At 41.0% G+C, this 18806-nt stretch carries 17 protein-coding genes; 12 read left to right on the top strand and 5 right to left on the bottom strand.

The genetic code is table 11. The features are described 5' to 3' along the window. Positions 1-8 precede the first annotated feature (8 nt). Together GM920_RS06535 and GM920_RS06530 are read right to left on the bottom strand one after the other, a co-directional pair. Positions 9-794 (bottom strand): DUF3575 domain-containing protein, encoded by a 786-nt coding sequence (locus GM920_RS06535; RefSeq protein ID WP_182954661.1) that lies wholly within the window; start codon positions 792-794, stop codon positions 9-11. A gap of 47 nt (positions 795-841) precedes the next feature. Then, on the bottom strand, positions 842-2269 hold the full coding sequence (locus GM920_RS06530) for an MATE family efflux transporter (protein WP_182954659.1): 1428 nt from the start codon (positions 2267-2269) through the stop codon (positions 842-844). A gap of 138 nt (positions 2270-2407) precedes the next feature. Between GM920_RS06530 and GM920_RS06525 the strand changes: the two genes are divergently transcribed. Both GM920_RS06525 and GM920_RS06520 read left to right on the top strand, forming a co-directional pair. Beyond that, the gene (locus GM920_RS06525) at positions 2408-3574 is read left to right on the top strand and encodes a mandelate racemase/muconate lactonizing enzyme family protein (RefSeq protein ID WP_182954657.1); all 1167 of its coding nucleotides are present in this window, start codon (positions 2408-2410) and stop codon (positions 3572-3574) included. Between the two features lie 42 nt (positions 3575-3616). Further along, positions 3617-4405, top strand: coding sequence for an SDR family oxidoreductase (locus GM920_RS06520; RefSeq protein ID WP_182954655.1), 789 nt, complete (start codon positions 3617-3619; stop codon positions 4403-4405). Between the two features lie 17 nt (positions 4406-4422). Here the strand turns inward: GM920_RS06520 and GM920_RS06515 are convergent, their stop codons facing one another. Beyond that, entirely contained in the window at positions 4423-5289 is an 867-nt protein-coding gene (locus GM920_RS06515; protein ID WP_182954653.1) for an AraC family transcriptional regulator, read from the bottom strand. Between the two features lie 140 nt (positions 5290-5429). Here GM920_RS06515 and GM920_RS06510 point away from each other — a divergent pair, with 140 nt between their 5' ends. The 6 genes from GM920_RS06510 (at position 5430) to GM920_RS06485 (ending at position 13470) form a co-directional block, all read left to right on the top strand. Next, complete coding sequence (locus GM920_RS06510) at positions 5430-8165, top strand: DUF1553 domain-containing protein (protein WP_182954650.1); 2736 nt, start codon at positions 5430-5432, stop codon at positions 8163-8165. Positions 8166-8170: 5 nt separating this feature from the next. Continuing rightward, a complete protein-coding gene (locus GM920_RS06505; protein ID WP_182954647.1) occupies positions 8171-9682 on the top strand; it encodes a DUF1501 domain-containing protein in 1512 nt (503 codons plus the stop codon). Between the two features lie 69 nt (positions 9683-9751). Next, a complete protein-coding gene (locus tag GM920_RS06500) occupies positions 9752-10660 on the top strand; it encodes a sugar phosphate isomerase/epimerase family protein (protein WP_235964453.1) in 909 nt (302 codons plus the stop codon). 5 nt (positions 10661-10665) lie between these two features. After that, a complete protein-coding gene (locus tag GM920_RS06495) occupies positions 10666-12063 on the top strand; it encodes a c-type cytochrome domain-containing protein (protein ID WP_182954643.1) in 1398 nt (465 codons plus the stop codon). Between the two features lie 95 nt (positions 12064-12158). Further along, positions 12159-12692, top strand: coding sequence for a hypothetical protein (locus tag GM920_RS06490; RefSeq protein WP_235964452.1), 534 nt, complete (start codon positions 12159-12161; stop codon positions 12690-12692). Positions 12693-13029: 337 nt separating this feature from the next. Further along, positions 13030-13470: an Hsp20/alpha crystallin family protein gene (locus GM920_RS06485; RefSeq protein ID WP_182954639.1), complete on the top strand. Its 441-nt coding sequence runs from the start codon at positions 13030-13032 to the stop codon at positions 13468-13470. Positions 13471-13549: 79 nt separating this feature from the next. On the opposite strand, the gene GM920_RS06480 is transcribed toward GM920_RS06485, so the two are convergent. Beyond that, positions 13550-13969, bottom strand: coding sequence for an acyl-CoA thioesterase (locus tag GM920_RS06480; protein WP_182954637.1), 420 nt, complete (start codon positions 13967-13969; stop codon positions 13550-13552). A gap of 187 nt (positions 13970-14156) precedes the next feature. Between GM920_RS06480 and rpsO the strand changes: the two genes are divergently transcribed. The 3 genes from rpsO (at position 14157) to rpe (ending at position 17491) form a co-directional block, all read left to right on the top strand. Beyond that, the gene (gene rpsO / locus GM920_RS06475) at positions 14157-14462 is read left to right on the top strand and encodes a 30S ribosomal protein S15 (RefSeq protein ID WP_062547894.1); all 306 of its coding nucleotides are present in this window, start codon (positions 14157-14159) and stop codon (positions 14460-14462) included. Positions 14463-14578: 116 nt separating this feature from the next. Beyond that, on the top strand, positions 14579-16726 hold the full coding sequence (gene pnp / locus GM920_RS06470; RefSeq protein WP_182954636.1) for a polyribonucleotide nucleotidyltransferase: 2148 nt from the start codon (positions 14579-14581) through the stop codon (positions 16724-16726). A gap of 93 nt (positions 16727-16819) precedes the next feature. Next, a complete protein-coding gene (gene rpe, locus GM920_RS06465) occupies positions 16820-17491 on the top strand; it encodes a ribulose-phosphate 3-epimerase (protein WP_182954633.1) in 672 nt (223 codons plus the stop codon). Positions 17492-17511: 20 nt separating this feature from the next. Here rpe and GM920_RS06460 read toward each other — a convergent pair whose 3' ends face one another. Then, positions 17512-17670 carry a hypothetical protein gene (locus GM920_RS06460; protein ID WP_182954631.1) on the bottom strand — a complete coding sequence of 53 codons (159 nt, stop codon included), beginning with the start codon at positions 17668-17670 and terminating at the stop codon, positions 17512-17514. A gap of 71 nt (positions 17671-17741) precedes the next feature. Between GM920_RS06460 and serC the strand changes: the two genes are divergently transcribed. Further along, positions 17742-18806, top strand: coding sequence for a 3-phosphoserine/phosphohydroxythreonine transaminase (gene serC / locus GM920_RS06455; RefSeq protein ID WP_182954629.1), 1065 nt, complete (start codon positions 17742-17744; stop codon positions 18804-18806).

The raw sequence follows: 18806 nt of genomic DNA, 5'->3' as shown, positions 1-18806 counted from the left end.
TGGCTTAATTAAAACCTGTATCCGATACTAAGTCCTGATCTCATTCCTGCCCATGGGCCCTTGAAATCAATTTTAGCACCTTCTGCGTCTACAGTAGATGTTGTTTTTACCAAAGGGATATTGTCAAGATCTGTTAATGCATCTCTTAATGCTTGTTGTTCATCAGAATTTAATTTCTTTTTCCCTGAGATACTGCCGGAGTTTGAACCATAGTTAGGACCTAAAATCCACCAGTCCAGATAAACCGCTTTGCTCAGTTTCCACTGTGCGCCAAAAAGTACACCACCAGTGATGGTATTCAGGCTACCCTTCATATCTATTTTATCCTTGATGGTAGTTGTGCCATCAGTTGCTTCAAAATTATATGGAAGGCTAACATCATACTTTGCATACCTTACAAATGGAGCAATGTAAAAACCACGGAATACACTTTGACCCAGATAAAACCTAACCTCCGGTGTGATGGCGAAGTTTCCGGTTTTGAAATCTTTAATGCTTTCCCAGGTTTGATCGTCATCAATCAAACTTTTAATCGTTGAACTGAATGGAACATGAGATTTTGGCATCATCCTGAACCCCATGGCTACCGAAATCTTATTGCTAACCGCGCGCTCATACTGGAAGGAATAGGTTTTTAAAGCCAAGGCAGCCACATTCCATTTAACCAGATTTTTTGCGTCACTATATTCATCTCCATAACTTGAATTGGCCTGTTGGGCAAAGCTGTTGGTAGCTGAAAAAGTTAACGCGGTTACTCCACATATCAACATTGTTTTAGTAAAGGTTTTTTTCATATAAATACAATTAGTTTTGAGCGGCCTAAATTATGTATTTAATAGTGTTAAACCTGTATGGTTTTCCATCTTCCTTTTTTAAACAAAATATATCCGGCAATGGCAATACCGATTTCGGCAACAGGAATCGCAATGAAGACACCAGTTGGGCCCATTTCAAAGTGTTTTGCCAGTATATAAGCCAATGGAATTTGAAATAACCAAAAGCCGAAAAAATTGACCCAGGTAGGCGTCCAGGTATCTCCGGCGCCGTTGAACGTGCTCACGAGTACCATTCCAATGCCGTAAAAGATGTAGCCAAGGCTCATAATCTGTAAGGCATGAAGCGCTACTTCCTGTACCAATTCATCATTGCTGAAAAAGGAAATGAAATAATATCCGCCAATAAAAGTAAAGGTCATCACCAGAAGCATATAGATGACAATGTATTTTGCGGTCTTCATCACGGAGTCCACGGCACGTTGCAAGTGTTTTGCACCTAGATTCTGGCCAACTAATGTGGCCGCAGCATTGCTCATTCCCCAGGCAGGAAGCATAAAGAACATCATCAGTCTTAATGCAGTTTGATAACCTGCTGAACCATGATCTCCACCAGTAGTTGCCACCAGTTGCGCTAGAAAAATCCAGCTGCAAGAAGCAATGATAAACTGGAAAATACCTGGTGTAGCAATTTTTAACAAGGCTTTCATTTGTTCAAAATGAGGCTTGAAGTAGGAGAGTTGTACTTTTAAAAGACCTTTGCCGCTTGCCAGGTGCCAAATCTGGTAGGCTACACCCATACTTCTTCCTATGGTGGTTGCAATTGCAGCTCCGGTTAGGCCAAAAGCAGGGATAGGACCAAAACCATTGATCAGAATTGGACATAAAATGATATTGGCAATGTTTGCGATCCATAGACTTTTCATCGCGATGGCTGCATTTCCAGCACCTCTGAAAATGCCATTGATCAGAAAAAGGAGCACAATAATGACACTGCCACCCATCATAATGCGGGTAAAAGTAGTGCCATGGGCAACGGTTTCATCGGATGCCCCCATTATTGATAAAATATCTGCAGCATAAATTACGCCTAAAACACTAATGATCAGGTTAAAGGCAACGGCAATAAGAATGGCCTGGACACCTGCTTTTGCTGCGGCTTCTGGATTTTTCTCGCCAATTCTTCTGGCAACAACTGCTGTTGCAGCCATGCTCATTCCTATAGCCAGGGAGTAAATAATAGTCAGGACAGATTCGGTTAATCCTACGGTTTGGATGGCGTGACTGCTATTCGGAAGGTGACCCACAAAATATAAATCGACCAATGCAAACACGGATTCCATTGCCATTTCCAACATCATTGGGATGGCCAGTAAGAGCACCCCTTTGCGGATGCTTCCTTGTGTAAAATCAAGGTCTTCGCCTTTTAGGGCTTGTTTTAAAAGAGATAATATTCTAGATAGCTTGCCCTGTGAAGCGGATTGGTGTGCTGTCATAAAAAAAGGAAAAAATTAGGAACTGAAATAATCAGCATAGAGGCGCTGATAAATATAGTTTTTTTATTCTGGAAGGCTTTCGGAAATTTTAATTAATCTTACGGTCATTATAGTTAATAAATCTAAAGCGCTATTGAAATGAAAATTACTGAGGTCAAAGTTTGGTTGGTTGAGGGGGTTAAATATAACTGGACACTTTTAAAAATATATACCGATACCGGGCATACAGGAGTTGGAGAAGCAACCAACTGGCCGGGAAGCCCAATCGTTTATCAGGCGGCAAAACATGTTGGCGAGCGCATCATTGGTTTAGATCCGATGAGAACTGATTTTATCTGGACAAAATTATACCGGGATCTTAACTGGATGGGGCCTTTTGGCGCAAGCATGTGTGCGATTTCTGCGATCGATATGGCCTTGCTTGACTTAAAAGGAAAAGTATTGAATACACCTTGCTATGAGCTGCTGGGTGGCGCTTTTCGTAAAGATATCTTGCTGTATGCGAACTACTGGTTTACTGGTGGCGGACATAATGCGGAAGATTATGCTGCTCAGGCATTAAAAGTAAAAGAAGCAGGATTCACCGGGTTGAAATTTGACCCTTTTGCACATACTAACTATTTATATGGAGAGGACCTTTCCAGTAATCTTCAATTGACCACAAAACAACAGGACCTTGCTTTTGAAGTAAGTAAGGCTGTTCGTGAAGCAGTAGGGCCTGATTTTGACATCATGATTGAAACCCATGCCATGCTCAATTACCGTGTGGCCGTAAAAATGGCGCAGCGTTTATCCGAATTGGACATTACCTGGTATGAGGAACCGGCTGGACCAGAAAGTGCAGATACTTTAAAAGCGATGAGAGATAGAATTCCTTCTAATGTATCGATTTGTGTGGGAGAACGCCATTATACACGCCATGGGATTCGTCCTTTATTGGAAAAGAATGTGTGCGACTTTATCATGCCAGACATTACCCGTTGTGGAGGTCCTTCAGAAATGAAGCGGATGGCGACAATGATGGAAGCTTACAATGTATTACTTGCACCACACAATCCGAATGGCCCATTGTCTACTTTGGCTTCTGCGCATGTTTGTGCTTCCGTACCAAACTTCTTCCGACAGGAGTTCATGTTTAACGATGTACCATGGAGGGATACCGTGATTACGCATCCAATTAAAGACATGATTAAAGATGGTCATTTGCATTTATCTGATCGTCCGGGTTTAGGCGTGGACCTGGTAGAAGAGGAAATGGAAAAACATCCTGGAATTGTAGTGCCAAGACCGGGGTTTTACGTATAAATCTGGCTTTAATTTATCAATCAAGTTTTTTAAGAAATAAGTATGTTCGAAATCAGTCTTCATGGGAAAGTAGCCTTAGTCACCGGTGTTACATCAGGTATAGGCTTAGGGGTGGCAAAGATGCTGGCAAAAGCCGGATGTGCCATTGCCGGTTGTGCCATGGATGAAGTTGATAGCCTAGCGGCAAAGCAATTTGTGACTACAATGGAAGGAGAAGGAGGGAGCGCATGGTATCAACAGGCAGACGTTACACAATCGGGCGAAATGGAGGTTTTCCTGGCTGGAGTTTTGGAGCGCTTCAATGGTCGGCTGGATATCCTGGTTTCCAATGCCGGAAGAAATTTCTTTCATGGGGCATTGGCTTGTGAGGAAAGCGAGTGGCAACAGAATATGGAGCTGAACCTATCCGCACATTGGCGATTGGCCAGGTTGTGTAAACCACATTTGGAACATTCGAAAGGGCTAATTATCATCATGACTTCAAATCATGCTTCGGCAACGATCCCCGGTTGCTTTCCTTATAATGTGAGCAAAACAGCTTTAACAGGTTTGGTGCGAAGTCTGGCAATAGAGTGGGGCCCAGCAATACGTACACTCGGAATTGCTCCCGGCTTTATCGACACACCCGGAAATCAAGATTGGTTCAATTCATTTGATCATCCTGATGAAGAAAAACAACGGACCATCAATTTACATCCGGTAAAGCGATTAGGGACACCAGAAGAGATTGGCGGTTGGTGTGTTTTTCTGGCCAGTGAATATGCAGCATTTGCCTCCGGGACTACTTATCTGATAGACGGCGGAAGAAGTGCATTAATGCAGGATAGCTGATGATCAATAAAATGGGCTTAGATTTTTAGGTTTCGTTTGAATTCTGAGGGACTAACTGTGGTATACTGCTTAAAATTCCTGTTGAAATTGGTCAGGTTATTAAAACCAGACTGAAAACAGATTTCGGTCATGCTGAGGTTGTCATCGAATAAAAGTTTACAGGCATGACCAATCCTTACCTCATTTACAAAGTGGGTAAATGTTTTCTGGGTGCGTCCTTTAAAATACTTGCAAAAGGCTGAAGTAGTCATGTTAGCCAGTGTTGCTGCGGTTTCCAGGGAAATGTCCTCGCTAAAGTTATCCATGATATACGTATAGATCCTACTGATTCGTTGCACATCTTTCTGGCTATGTGGGTTGGTGTAGCCAATACTAGATAGACATTTGTACTCTCGTGTTTCTGAAAGCAGGGTGATGATGCTCAATAAATGAAGAATTTTCCTTAGCCCGGTACTGAGCAATAATTGCTCTAATAACAAGACCACCTGTTTATGCGTCTCCCCATACACGCGAATCCCGCGGTTGATGTCTTTCAATAATTCGTGAAAATATGGGATTTCTTTTGAATTTATAAATTCCTCATTTAACCAATCCATTCTGAAGTAAGTGACAATGGCTGTCACCATTTGTTCGTTTCCAGGTTCATAGTACGATTTGTCGTTGTACATGACATGTGGAAGATTAGGGCCAATCAAAACCAAATCCCCTGCTTCAAAATTCTCAACACTATCGCCCACAATCCTTCTTCCCGTGCTTTTGGTGATGAGAACCATTTCATACTCTTTATGAAAATGAACCGGGTTACTGAGGTTTTTTACATTGATTTCTTTAACAAATATCGTGTTACGGTTTACGTTGTTGGTTTCAAGTAGAAGCGGTTGCATTTGTTGAATTTGCAACTTTTATTTCTAAATCTCCTATAATTAGACAATATAGTGTCAGTATTAGACAAATCTGGTATTGTAAAAGGGCTGGATTGGTGGTAATTTTATTTTACACAAATAAACCAAACCAAATTTAAGCAATGAAATTCCTGAGTAATAAGAAGCTATGGGTCCTATGCGTACTTTTTGTATTAGTCATTTCGGCTGTGCTGCTGATGCCCTATGAGAAAACGGTTGATTTTAATACGGAAGTAAAGCCGATTATCAATAAAAAATGTATCTCTTGTCACGGAGGCGTGAAAAAGCAAGGCGGATTTAGTTTCCTGTTTGAAAAGGAAGCTTTAGCAGCGACGAAAAGTGGCAAGCCGGCCATCATTCCTGGAAACCCGGAAGACAGTGAAATGATCAAAAGGTTGCTGACTAAAGATCCGGAGTTACGCATGCCTTATAAACATACTGCGCTGAGCGAAGAAGAGATTGATATTTTCACCAGATGGGTAAAACAAGGTGCCAAATGGGGAGACCACTGGGCTTATTTACCGGTTAAAGAAGTCGAAATTCCAGACGTTGATGAAGACTGGGGAAGAAATAACATTGACAAATTCATCCTTGCCAAGCTGGAGACTGAAAAACTAAAACCTTCAGCAGAAGCGGATAGGCCAACTTTATTGCGAAGACTTAGCCTGGATTTAATTGGAACGGTTCCTTCCGAATCCTTAATTAAACAATATTTCAAGAATAAAGATGCAGATAAAGCTTACGAAATTCTGGTAGATTCTTTATTGGCTTCCCCTCGTTTTGGCGAGAAGTGGGCCTCAATGTGGTTGGATGTAGCCCGTTATGCCGATACCAAAGGATATGAATCTGATGGCAATAGAAACATCTGGCAATACCGGGACTGGGTGATCCGCGCCTTTAATAAGGACAAACCTTACAATGAGTTTATCACCGAACAGATTGCGGGTGATTTCTTTGTGAATCCTACAGACGACCAATATATCGCGACTGCTTTCAACAGGAATACCATGACGAATGATGAAGGTGGGACAAATAATGAAGAGTTTAGGGTATCCGCAGTCATGGACCGGGTAAATACCACATGGGAAGGTTTGTTAAGTACCACTTTTGCTTGTGTACAATGCCATAGTCACCCTTATGATCCATTTAAAGACGATGAGTACTATAAATTCATGGCCTATTTTAACAATTCCAGGGATGAAGATTTAGCCTCTGAGTATCCTTTATTGAGACAGTATAATGATTCCCTGCAAAACAAGCTTACTTCTTTAACCACCTGGTTGAAGCAGAATGTTTCAGAAGGGAAATCAAAAGAGATACATAAATTCTTAAAAACGGGACAGCCGAGTATTAACTCTACCACGACTGATAAATTGGTGAATGCGGTTATCGGGAACAATAACATTGCGCTTTTCTTTAGAAACAATGCGGTGGCAAGAATTGAAAAGGTAGACCTGAGCCAGGTGGATCAATTGATCTATCGGTACAATTCCGGGAAAACCGGTGGTAAAATGCAATTGCGTTTAGACCAATCAGCCGGGCCTGTTATTGCCGAATGGAATGTTCCGGCAACAAAGGGGTACCAGAACCTACCGGTTGATTTTAAGACACAAACTGGAGTTCATGATGTCTACCTGAGTTATTATAATCCAACAGCAACGAACAAAGACGAGGTGGTGGTCACTTTCGATTGGTTTCATTTCGGTCAGCAATTTCCAGGAAAAAACAAGCCCAATTACGCAGAGAATAAGCAAACGTTCTGGGCGCTATTAAATGCGAATGTCAAAACGATCCCTGTGATGGTAGAAAATCCAAGTAACAGGTTGCGTAAGACTTACGTATTTGAACGTGGTGCATGGACTTCACATGGTAAGGAAGTGCAGCCGGGTGTGCCAAAAACATTGGCGTATGCGATGCCTGCAAATGCACCAAAAAACAGAATGGGACTGGCGATGTGGTTAACAGATGTGAAAAATCCGCTGCTTTCCAGAACTATGGCCAACCGTCTCTGGGAGCAGTTGTTTGGAACCGGGATCGTGGAAACGCTCGAGGATATGGGGACGCAAGGAATGAATCCTACCCACAAAGAGCTGTTAGACCATTTATCCTGGGAATTGATGCACGATTATAAATGGAGTGTGAAAAAGATGATCAAAGAGATGGTGATGAGCGCTACCTATAGACAAGATTCACGGATGACTGATCAGGTTAAAGAAAAAGATCCTTTCAATAAATTCTATGCACGCGGACCAAGAATGCGGTTATCGGCAGAACAATTACGCGACCAGCATTTGGCCATCAGCGGCATGCTTAGTAATAAAATGTATGGCGCAGGTGTTAAACCATGGCAACCAGAAGGCATTTGGAGTTCTCCTTACAATGGAGATCAGTGGAACAATTCAACCGGAGAAGATCAGTATAGAAGGGCGATTTATACCTATTGGAAAAGAACTTCTCCATATCCTTCCATGATTGCGTTTGATGGTGCGATGCGTGTAGCTTGTGCGCCACGAAGAATCCGTACCAACACACCATTGCAGGCATTGGTAACCCTTAATGACGGGGTGTACATTGATTTGGCCAAACATTTTGCCCTTAAGATGCAAAAGGAAGGGGGTAAGGAAATCCTGAAACAAATTGCCGCAGGGTATCAACAGATGTTGTATAAACCTATTCCGGCACAAAAACTGAAGATATTTGATGATTTATACCGTAAGGCATTGGCCGATTATAAGGTAAATCCTGCTAAAGTGAAGGAATTAATGGGTGACACCGTAAATAAAAGTCCGGAGACTGCTGCGCTGGTGATCGTAGCAAATGCAATGTTGAATCTTGACGAGGTGGTTACAAAAAATTAAATGATATGACTAGAGATGAATTAAACGCCTACCGCCTGGTTAAAGAAGCGAATGAGATCCAGGCCGCAGCTTATACACGTAGACATTTTTTAAAGGAAAGTGCAATGGGATTGGGGGCCCTCGCTATGGGTGCTTTATTTGGAAGCTGTAATTTTGGTGGGACTAAGGGAAATAACCCGGTTTTATATGATGCCGCCCATCCATTATTGCCAAAATCACCTCCGTTTTTAGGGAAGGCAAAGAGTGTGATTTATTTGCACATGGCTGGTGCACCTTCTCAATTGGAGCTGTTTGATTTTAAACCAGAACTGATGAAGATGAATGGACAGGATTGTCCGCCATCTTTACTGGCAGGGAAGAAATTTGCGTTTATTACCGGGGTGCCGAAGATGTTAGGGCCACAGGCAAATTTCGCGCAACATGGCCAAAGCAGGGCTTGGGTGAGTGACAATATGCCGCATTTCTCGACCATGACTGATGATGTGAGTTTCTTAAAAGCAGTGTCGACAGATCAGTTTAACCATGCACCCGCGCAATTGTTAATGCATACCGGAAGTGCCCGCTTGGGCAGACCAAGTATAGGCAGCTGGGTAACCTACGGACTGGGGACAGAGAATCAAAATCTGCCAGGTTTTGTAGTGCTCACCAGTGGAGGAAGTTTTCCTGATGCCGGTAAGAGCATCTGGGGAAGTGGATTTCTGCCTTCTGTTTATCAAGGCGTGCAATGTAGGAGTGAGGGAGACCCGGTATTGTTCATTAAAGATCCGCATGGCATGAGCAGGGATTTAAGAAAAGCCTCCATTGATGCCATCAATGCTTCAAATTTAGAAGAATATGCAACCTATAATGATCCGGAAATACAATCGCGCGTAGCGCAGTATGAAATGGCGTATCGCATGCAAATTTCTGCACCGGAAGTGATGAATATCAACAATGAACCACAATATATTCATGATATGTATGGCACGCAGCCGGGTAAAGCTTGCTTTGCCAATAATGTGTTGCTGGCGCGTAAATTAGTAGAGAAAGGTGTGCGCTTCGTACAGCTGTTCGACTGGGGCTGGGATGCGCATGGTGACGGACCAGCAAATTCTTTAAATATCGGTCTGAAGAACAAATGTCGCAGTACTGATAAGCCAATCACGGCGCTGCTGCTTGACCTTAAACAAAGAGGGATGTTGGAAGATACGCTTGTGGTTTGGGGTGGCGAATTTGGTCGGACGCCCATGATGGAGAACAGAAATGGTATACAAAATCCATACAATGGAAGAGATCACCATACAGAAGCTTTTACCATGTGGATGGCCGGTGGCGGTATCAAAAAAGGATATACACATGGTGAAACCGACGAAATTGGCTATAGTGCTGTTAGCGGAAAAGTAGATGCTTTTGATATACAGGCTACGATTTTAAATCAGCTGGGTTTCGACCATGAGCAGTTTACATTTCCCTTCCAGGGAAGGCCATTCCGATTGACGGATGTTGCAGGGAAAGTGATTAGAGATATCGTTGCTTAGCCTATTTATTAACCACCACATTTAATCACAATTACGACAAACTAAATGCATCAAAATAGAAGACATTTTTTGAAAACTACGGTAACGGCTGCTGCCGGAGGGATTCTTGCGCCTTATGCCGAAATTAAAGCTGCGGAACTCCCTTTTGTAAAGGCGAAAGCAGGTTATGAATTACTTTTTATGGCCACCTCATGGGGTTATGATGGCTCAACAGAAGATTTTTGCGCTTTGGCGAAAAAAGAGGGATATGAAGGGGTAGAAGTATGGTGGCCTGGCGATTTGGGCAGTCAGCAAGAGCTGTTTGCCGCTTTGAAAAAACACAATTTACAGGTCGGTTTTCTTTGTGGAGCTGGCGAAAATGATCCTGATCAGCACCTCAGCTCATTCATGAAAAATATAGATGCTGCAGTGGACAATAGTTTTCAGAAAGCGCTATACGTCAATTGTCATTCTGGAAGGGATTACTTTACTTATGAGCAGAATAAAAAAATCATTGATTACACTGTGAAAAAAACAAAGTCTTCAGGTATTCCAATTTATCATGAAACGCATCGAAGTAGGATGCTGTACGCTGCGCCAATTGCGAGGAACTTTGTAGAAAAGAACCCGGATTTGCGCATTACCCTGGACATTTCGCATTGGTGCGTGGTGCATGAAAGTTTGTTGGGCAATCAAAAAGAAACGATTGGGATGGTACTGGATCGGGTGGAGCATATCCATTCCAGAGTAGGCCATCCGGAAGGACCGCAAGTGAGCGATCCAAGGGCACCAGAATGGGGCGACGCCCTCAATGCACACCTGGCATGGTGGGATAAAGTGATTGAAAGGAAGAAAAGAAAAGGAGAGCGAATGACCATCCTTACGGAGTTTGGTCCGGCAGATTATATGCCTACTTTACCTTATACCCGGCAGCCAGTTGCTGATCAGTGGGGAATTAATGTATATATGATGAATTTATTACGCAAACGCTACCAATAAGAAGCATGATCATTTTAACTATACCTGAATTTATTGGCCGTTTTCATCCGATACTAGTCCACCTTCCTATAGGGATTTTATTACTGGGTTGTTTGTTTCAGCTGCTAACCTTGAATGCTAAGTTTGTTTTCCTGAAACCGGCCATTCCTATGATTTGCTTGTTAGGGGCCTTGGCTGCAATTTTTTCTTGCGCGAGCGGATATCTTTTGTCGGCCAGTGGGGATTATGATGGTAATCTGGTAGACCTCCATTTTTGGATGGGAATCAGTGTTTCGGTGATTTCATTACTACTTTATTTGATGTACTGGAAAGCAGTAAAGGAAATATTCTTGAATGTGACTTCCGCTGCTTTAATCATTTTGATTACCCTGACCGGGCATTATGGAGGTTCTCTTACCCATGGTTCTGATTACATGACTGCAGCATTAAAAGGAGAGGCGAGTAAGGTTGCAATTCCGCCAGTGCCCGATGTACAGAAAGCAATTGCCTATACGCATTTGGTTCAACCTCTGTTGCAAAACCGCTGTTATAGTTGCCATGGCTCCGAAAAACAAAAGGGGAAGCTGAGGATGGATAATATCAGTTTTATGCTGAAAGGTGGGGAAGATGGCGCGAGTCTGATTCCTGGTCGGGCGAATGAGAGTGATTTGATTAAAAGAATGCTGTTGCCGATTAGCAATGATGACCACATGCCGCCAAAAGAAAAGCCTCAGCTGACGGCCGAAGAGATTGCGATGTTGCAATGGTGGATCAATGAAGGGGCGACCGCTGATAAAAAAGTGTCGGATTTAAAGCAACCAGCAGAGATCAAACCGATATTACTGAGCTTTCAGACTGGAGCTGTGCTGGCTAAGAAAACTGTTGCTGCGGATATCCCGGAGGAAGAGGTAGAGAAAGCTGATGCTGCTGCAATTGAAAAATTAAAGAAGGTAGGCGTAGTGGTGATCCCGGTGTTGAGTAATAGCAATTATTTGTCGGCCAGCTTTGTAACGGCAAAGGCAGATCCAGCAGTTTTGAAGTTGTTGGAGGCTTTAAATAAACAGTTGATCTGGCTAAACTTGGCTAGCGCTTCGATCACCGATCAAACTATGGGGAATATTGTTAAACTGCAAAACCTGAGGAAAATTAACTTGAGTCATACCGCGATTACAGATCAGGGTTTAACCTTATTGAAAGACCTCAAAAAACTCCAGGTGATCAACCTGGTGGGGTCTAAAGTGACTGCCTTGGGTATTATCGCTCCGCTTACCGGGCTTAAAGAGTTGCAGCACCTTTATTTGTATCAGACTGGTGTGGAGCAGAAAGACCAGGCCAAATTGAAAGCTGCCTTTAAAAAGGTGAGTTTGGATTTCGGGAATTACACGTTGCCATTTTTAGCGCAAGACACGACGGTAGTTAAGTAATTATTTAAATAACAGGCCAGGGCTTGTTTCCTGTACTATTGTTTTGAACGATAGCACAGGAAACAAGCCTTTTTTTTACATGAAAAAATTTTAGCTTGGAATTATATATATTCGATATTAATATTTTAGTCTTAACGCGTTATAAGAATCCAGTCATGGCATTTCTACCCTATGAACAACTCAGTTATAAAAGTCCGCTTAAAATAGATGATGCAATAGAAAGACTAGGTGATAAAATTGATCCCTATCCTTCTTTGCTTAATTGGAAGTTTGGAAAGTTAGACCAACCATTTAAAGGAACAATGGATGGGAATGAGTTTGTGATTTCAAAGATTACATCTATAAATATGGGAATTCACCCCTATTTTTATGGAGAAATCAGGGAAAATGAAGCAGGAAGCATCATTCATATCGTCATAAGACCTTTCATTCCTATCATTGTATTTTCCGCATTATTTGGTGGTTTAGTCTTATTAATAGGCTTTTTAAATGATTTTATCTTGCCACGAATGCTTTTTCCCTTAGGGATCACCTTATTTATTTATACCGTGTTGACTGCGTCTTTCAAGTTTCAGGCTAGTTTTATAAAGGATGATCTTATGGAGATTTTTGAGGTGAAAGCAGTTTAATCTAGTATAAGAATAGGTAGCTGTCGTTTAGACTTATGTTTTTTTTTCTGAAAATAAAGGCCTTTATGCAAGTTTACTTGGGTTACAAATGGAAAAGAATGAAGTTCTTGCTGGAAAACGAGATCGGGTAGGCTCCTAAGATGTTTTTTCTTAAAAACTGACAAATTTTCATTTTATAGGTTACCGGAACTGAAATTCTTTCAGATAATAGTGCTTTTAAATAGCTTAAAACGCTGTTTTTTTGAATTGGCACAGGACTTGAAATATGCCTGGTGTATTTGATTTTTTTGAATTGATAGCTTAAGTTAAAAGTCTAAAAATAAAAGGAGGATTATATATGTCACTAGTAAAATTTAATAATGGAGCAAAAAACACTGGATTAATGAACGATTTCAATGATGTTTTCGGTTCAATATTTACCGATGCTTTATTGCCAAGTCACCTGATCACTAAAATACCTGCTGTAAATGTCAGCGAAACTAATGATCAGTACCACATTGAAATGGCTGTTCCAGGATTGAAAAAAGAAGATTTTAAAGTAAATCTTGAAGGAGATGTATTGACGATCTCTGCCGAGGTTAAAAAAGAAGATAAAAAAGAAGAAAAGCAATATAAGAAACAGGAGTTCAGTTACAGCTCATTCTTACGTTCCTTCACCTTGCCAGATTCAGTGGATCATGGCAGCATCGATGCAACCTATAAAGATGGTGTATTGGTGATTGAAGTTGCTAAAAAAGAAGAAGCTAAAAATTTAGTGCGTCAGATTGAAATTAAATAATTAGTAGCTCATCTGGCTTATTCAATCCGGCCGTCAGTTTTTAAAAGCTGACGGCTTTTTTTTGGTAATAATTAATAATTTATATGCTGTAAGCTTTGATCATTTCATCATTAACCTTGCAACCTTTACCGGTTTTTGTATCGATCATCACATAATCGAACCAACCATCAGAAGCAATTTTTTTTGTTCGCTTGTTTTCCATTTCAAATTGAACCCTGCAACCTTTTTCATTGATGGTTAAGATGCCGGTTCGAATTAAAATCACATCACCCAGAATCAAAGGTCGTTTGAAGTCAACATGAGCGGTACGTACCACCCAACCATAGCCACTCTCGAGGAAAGATTCCATAGACATGTTGTAAAACTCTTCCATCTGGTCGTAACGTGCAGAAAGTACATAGTCAAAATACTTGCTATTGTGTACATGCTGGAACATATCTATATCATCTGGGCGTACTTTTAATTCAGTTTCAAATATGCTGTATTCGTTCTTTTCCATGTTTTCCTCGTTTTACGGTCTGAAATTCTCGTTCGGGTTCAAAAATAAGGTTTAGATTTTGATATATTTAGCCCGGATGGCGTAAATTGAACCCGTATGACAATTGTTTTTTTTGCGATTCATTAAAACTTAAACTATCTTTGCACACAATTAATTAATCCATACACACTTTAGTATCATTCAAGAAATGTATTTAAGTAAAGAAAAGAAAGCCGAAATCTTCAAAACACACGGCGAAGTAGAAACTAACACTGGTTCTGCTGAAGGTCAAGTAGCATTGTTTACTTACCGTATTGCACATTTAACTGAGCACTTAAAGAAAAATCGTAAAGATTTCTCTACTCAGTTATCTCTACAAAAATTAGTAGGTAAACGCCGTGGTATTTTGGCATATCTATTTAAAAAAGATATCAATCGTTACCGTGCTGTTATCAAAGCTTTAGGCTTAAGGGACATTATCAAACCTTTAGGTTCAACTAGAGACAGCAAATAAGCGTTATAATATCAGGAAAAGCCATTCTTAGGGATGGCTTTTTTAATTGAATAATAAAATTAACATATATAAATCAGGTGTGTAGAAAGAGGAAAACACACCACAACACTCTTTAAATGAATGTAATAAAAAAATCGTTCGACCTTGGCGACGGACGAATTGTCGAAATTGAAACAGGAAAATTAGCGAAACAAGCTGATGGTTCTGTAGTTGTTAAAATGGGAGACACCATGCTATTGGCTACTGTAGTATCTTCAGTAGGTGCTAAAGCAGGTGTAGATTTCTTACCATTATCTGTAGATTATCAAGAGAAATATGCTGCCGCTGGCCGTATTCCTGGAGGTTTCTTACGTCGTGAGGCAAGATTATCAGACTATGAAGTTTTAATTTCTCGTTTGGTTGACCGTGCTTTACGCCCGATGTTCCCTGAAGATTACCACTCTGATACTCAGGTGATGATCACTTTGATCTCTTCTGACAAAAATATTATGCCAGACTGTTTAGCTGGATTAGCTGCTTCGGCTGCTATCGCGGTTTCAGATATTCCTTTCAACGGGCCAATCTCTGAAGTACGTGTTGCTAAAATCGACGGTAACTTTGTAATCAACCCTTATGTAAGCGATTTAGAGCGCGCAACAATGGAATTCCTTGTTGCCGGTACTGAAAGAGACATCGTAATGGTAGAAGGTGAAGCTGATGAGATTTCTGAAGCTGACATGGTGGAAGCTATTGAGTTCGCTCACAAAGCAATCATCGTGCAAGTTCAAGCTCAAAAAGAATTGGCTGAATTAGTAGGTAAGACGGTTAAACGTGCTTATTCTCATGAAAACAGCAATCCTGAATTAAGAGCAGATGTATTTGCTGCGACTTATGATAAAGTATATGCAGTTGCAAAAAGCAACACGAGCAAAGGTGAGCGTACTGATGCTTTCGCTGCTATCCTTGCTGAATTTGTACTTACTTTAGGTGAAGACATCGATGATGTAACTTCATTCTTAACTAAGAAATATTTCCATGATGTACAATATGATGCCATCCGTAACTTAGTATTAGATGAAGGAATTCGTTTAGACGGTCGTGATGTGCGCACTGTACGTCCTATCTGGTCTGAAGTAAGTTACCTTCCTTCTGCTCACGGTTCTGCAGTTTTCACTCGTGGTGAAACTCAAGCATTAACCACTGTTACTTTAGGTTCTAAAGATGACGAGCAAATGATTGATGGTGCATTCATCAATGGTTACAACAAATTCTTACTACACTATAACTTCCCTGGATTCTCTACTGGCGAGGTTCGCCCGAACAGAGGTGCTGGTCGTCGTGAAATTGGTCATGGTAACTTGGCTATGCGTTCATTGAAGAAAGTATTACCAGGATTAGAAGAAAACCCATACACGATTCGTATCGTTTCTGATATCTTAGAATCTAACGGTTCTTCATCAATGGCAACTGTTTGTGCTGGTACATTAGCATTAATGGATGCAGGTATTAAAATCAAAGCGCCAGTATCTGGTATTGCTATGGGATTAATCACTGATGAGAAAACTGGTAAATATGCGATCCTTTCAGATATCTTAGGTGATGAAGATCACTTAGGTGATATGGACTTTAAAGTAACTGGTACTGAAAAAGGTATTGTTGCTTGTCAGATGGACTTAAAAATCAATGGTTTGAAATGGGAAGTTTTAACTAACGCCCTTAACCAAGCTAAAGAAGCCCGTTTACACATCTTAAACGAAATGAAGAAAACGATTTCTGCACCACGTGAAGACTACAAAGATCACGCGCCACGTATCGTTTCTCTAACCATTGATAAAGAATTTATTGGTGCTGTAATCGGCCCAGGCGGTAAAATTATCCAGGAAATGCAACGCGAAACCGGCGCATCTATCTCTATTGAAGAAGTAGGTAACAAAGGTATCGTTGAAATCTTTGCGGATAACAAAGCTGCAATTGATGCTGCGGTAACCCGTATCAACGCGATTGCTGCTAAACCAGACATAGGTGCTACTTATGATGGTAAAGTGAAATCTATCATGCCATTTGGTGCATTCGTAGAAATCATGCCAGGAAAAGACGGATTATTACACATCTCTGAGATCGACTGGACTCGTTTAGAAACGATGGACGGTGTGTTCAAAGAAGGTGATAGAATTCAAGTGAAACTTTTGGATATTGACAAACAAGGAAAAATGAAACTTTCTAGAAAAGCTTTATTGCCTCGTCCAGCGAAACCAGAAGGAAACGCAGAAAACGCTCCTGCATAATTTCAAAACAATACTCAAAACCCCGCAATTCGCGGGGTTTTTTGGTTTAAAACAGCTTTATTTTATATATTTACCTAAGCATAAAACGATCCTATGAAACACCTCATCGCCCCCTCTGTACTCTCTGCTGATTTTGCAAACCTGCAACGTGATATTGAAATGATCAATTCTAGTGCGGCAGATTGGTTTCATGTAGATGTGATGGATGGCGTGTTTGTACCGAATATTTCTTTCGGATTTCCAGTGATGGAAGCCATTAATAAATATGCAACCAAACCATTGGACGTTCATTTGATGATTGTAAATCCAGATCAATATATCGAACGTTTCGCAGCAGCAGGAGCTGCTGTAATTACGGTTCATTATGAAGCTTGCGTGCATCTTCACCGCACTGTGCAGGCGATTCATGCGGCAGGATGTAAAGCTGGTGTGGCATTGAACCCACATACGCCTGTCGCTTTGTTAAAAGATATCCTTGCGGATTTGGACCTGGTATTGGTAATGTCTGTTAACCCTGGTTTCGGCGGACAAAAGTTTATTCCCAATACCCTAAATAAACTCAGAGAATTAAAGGCAATGGCTTTACAGATCAATCCGGACCTGATCATCGAAGTTGATGGTGGGGTAGGGATTCATAACCTGGAAGATTTAATCGATGCGGGTGCTATGGCATTCGTGGCTGGTAGTGCCATTTTTGCTGCTCCGGATCCAAAGGAAATGATTTCGGAGCTGAAAAACCTAAAAACAGGTACTTTAAACATCTAAGTTTCTTTTCAGCAAGCCAGCTAAATTCTTCCCATTCTCCCTTTAGGTTTAAACTCGTCCTGTAGGGCATTTAACCGCTGTTTTCTACGCAGCGTACCGGTGGGTGTTTGTCCTTTGTATCCCAATGATTTTCCCGCTAATGATTTAACTGGCAGGCCCATTCGGCCATAAATGTTCATTAATCTCAAAAATTAGAATCATTAAATCATATAAAATATTACATTTACAATCAATAAAAATAAACATAAAAATGAGACATAATTTCGGCGCTGGACCCTGTATCCTACCACAGGAAGTTTTCAAGCAAGCATCACAAGCAGTACTTGATTTTAAAGACGGCTTGTCTATTCTGGAGATCTCACACCGCACACCTGAATTCGAAGGTGTTGTGGAAGAGGCCGGGAAGTTGGTTAAAGAATTGTTAAATGTTCCTGCCGGTTATTCCGTTCTCTTTTTACAAGGTGGTGCGAGTTTGCAATTTGCAATGGTTCCTATGAACTTATTGCCTGAAGGCCAAACAGCCAGTTACCTGGAGACAGGAGTATGGGCAAACAAAGCGATTAAAGAAGTCGTTAATTTTGGAACTGCAAATATTGTAGCTTCATCAAAATCATCAAACTATACCTTTATTCCAAAAGGTTATAGCATCCCTGAAGATAGTGCTTATTTTCATTGTACCTCCAACAATACCATTTATGGAACGGAAATGTTCGACCTGCCGGAAACTAAAGTTCCTGTAGTTTGTGACATGTCCTCTGACATCATGAGCAGAGTGATTGACGTAGCTCAATACGACCTGATCTATGCTGGTGCACAGAAAAACATCGGCCCTGCCGGCTTAACTGTAGTGATCGTGAAAGACGAGATCTTAGGTAAAACAGGTAGAAAGATTCCTTCTATGTTAGACTATAAAGTGCATATCGAAGGTGGTTCTATGTACAATACTCCTCCGGTTTTCTCTATCTACGTGGCGATGTTAAACCTACGTTGGTTGAAATCTAAAGGTGGTGTTGCAGAAATTGAAAAAGAAAACATTGCAAAAGCAAGAGCTTTATACGCGGAAATCGATAGAAATCCATTGTTTAAAGGTACTTGTGCTGTAGAAGACCGTTCAAGAATGAACGTATGCTTCGTGATGGAAAATGCTGAATTAGAAAAACCATTCCTGAAATTTGCAGAAGAAAATGGGATTGAAGGCATCAAAGGACACAGAAGCGTAGGTGGTTTCAGAGCCTCTATGTACAATGCCTTGCCGATTACCAGTGTGCATACTTTAATTGAATTAATGCAGATTTTTGCAGAGAAACACCAATAA

The organism is Pedobacter gandavensis (assembly GCF_014172405.1).
Taxonomy (GTDB): Bacteria; Bacteroidota; Bacteroidia; order Sphingobacteriales; family Sphingobacteriaceae; genus Pedobacter; species Pedobacter gandavensis.
This window is presented reverse-complemented; position numbering and strand designations above follow the sequence as displayed.

Bases quoted from the DNA above. Each gene is read 5' to 3' on its own strand.
- GM920_RS06530 (WP_182954659.1), bottom strand. From the start codon at position 2,269: ATGACAGCACACCAATCCGCTTCACAGGGCAAGCTATCTAGAATATTA.
- GM920_RS06480 (WP_182954637.1), bottom strand. From the start codon at position 13,969: ATGGAAAAGAACGAATACAGCATATTTGAAACTGAATTAAAAGTACGC.
- GM920_RS06505 (WP_182954647.1), top strand. From the start codon at position 8,171: ATGACTAGAGATGAATTAAACGCCTACCGCCTGGTTAAAGAAGCGAAT.
- GM920_RS06510 (WP_182954650.1), top strand. From the start codon at position 5,430: ATGAAATTCCTGAGTAATAAGAAGCTATGGGTCCTATGCGTACTTTTT.
- GM920_RS06460 (WP_182954631.1), bottom strand. From the start codon at position 17,670: ATGAACATTTATGGCCGAATGGGCCTGCCAGTTAAATCATTAGCGGGA.
- GM920_RS06485 (WP_182954639.1), top strand. From the start codon at position 13,030: ATGTCACTAGTAAAATTTAATAATGGAGCAAAAAACACTGGATTAATG.
- rpe (WP_182954633.1), top strand. From the start codon at position 16,820: ATGAAACACCTCATCGCCCCCTCTGTACTCTCTGCTGATTTTGCAAAC.
- GM920_RS06515 (WP_182954653.1), bottom strand. From the start codon at position 5,289: ATGCAACCGCTTCTACTTGAAACCAACAACGTAAACCGTAACACGATA.
- GM920_RS06525 (WP_182954657.1), top strand. From the start codon at position 2,408: ATGAAAATTACTGAGGTCAAAGTTTGGTTGGTTGAGGGGGTTAAATAT.
- GM920_RS06535 (WP_182954661.1), bottom strand. From the start codon at position 794: ATGAAAAAAACCTTTACTAAAACAATGTTGATATGTGGAGTAACCGCG.
- GM920_RS06520 (WP_182954655.1), top strand. From the start codon at position 3,617: ATGTTCGAAATCAGTCTTCATGGGAAAGTAGCCTTAGTCACCGGTGTT.
- GM920_RS06495 (WP_182954643.1), top strand. From the start codon at position 10,666: ATGATCATTTTAACTATACCTGAATTTATTGGCCGTTTTCATCCGATA.
- pnp (WP_182954636.1), top strand. From the start codon at position 14,579: ATGAATGTAATAAAAAAATCGTTCGACCTTGGCGACGGACGAATTGTC.
- rpsO (WP_062547894.1), top strand. From the start codon at position 14,157: ATGTATTTAAGTAAAGAAAAGAAAGCCGAAATCTTCAAAACACACGGC.
- serC (WP_182954629.1), top strand. From the start codon at position 17,742: ATGAGACATAATTTCGGCGCTGGACCCTGTATCCTACCACAGGAAGTT.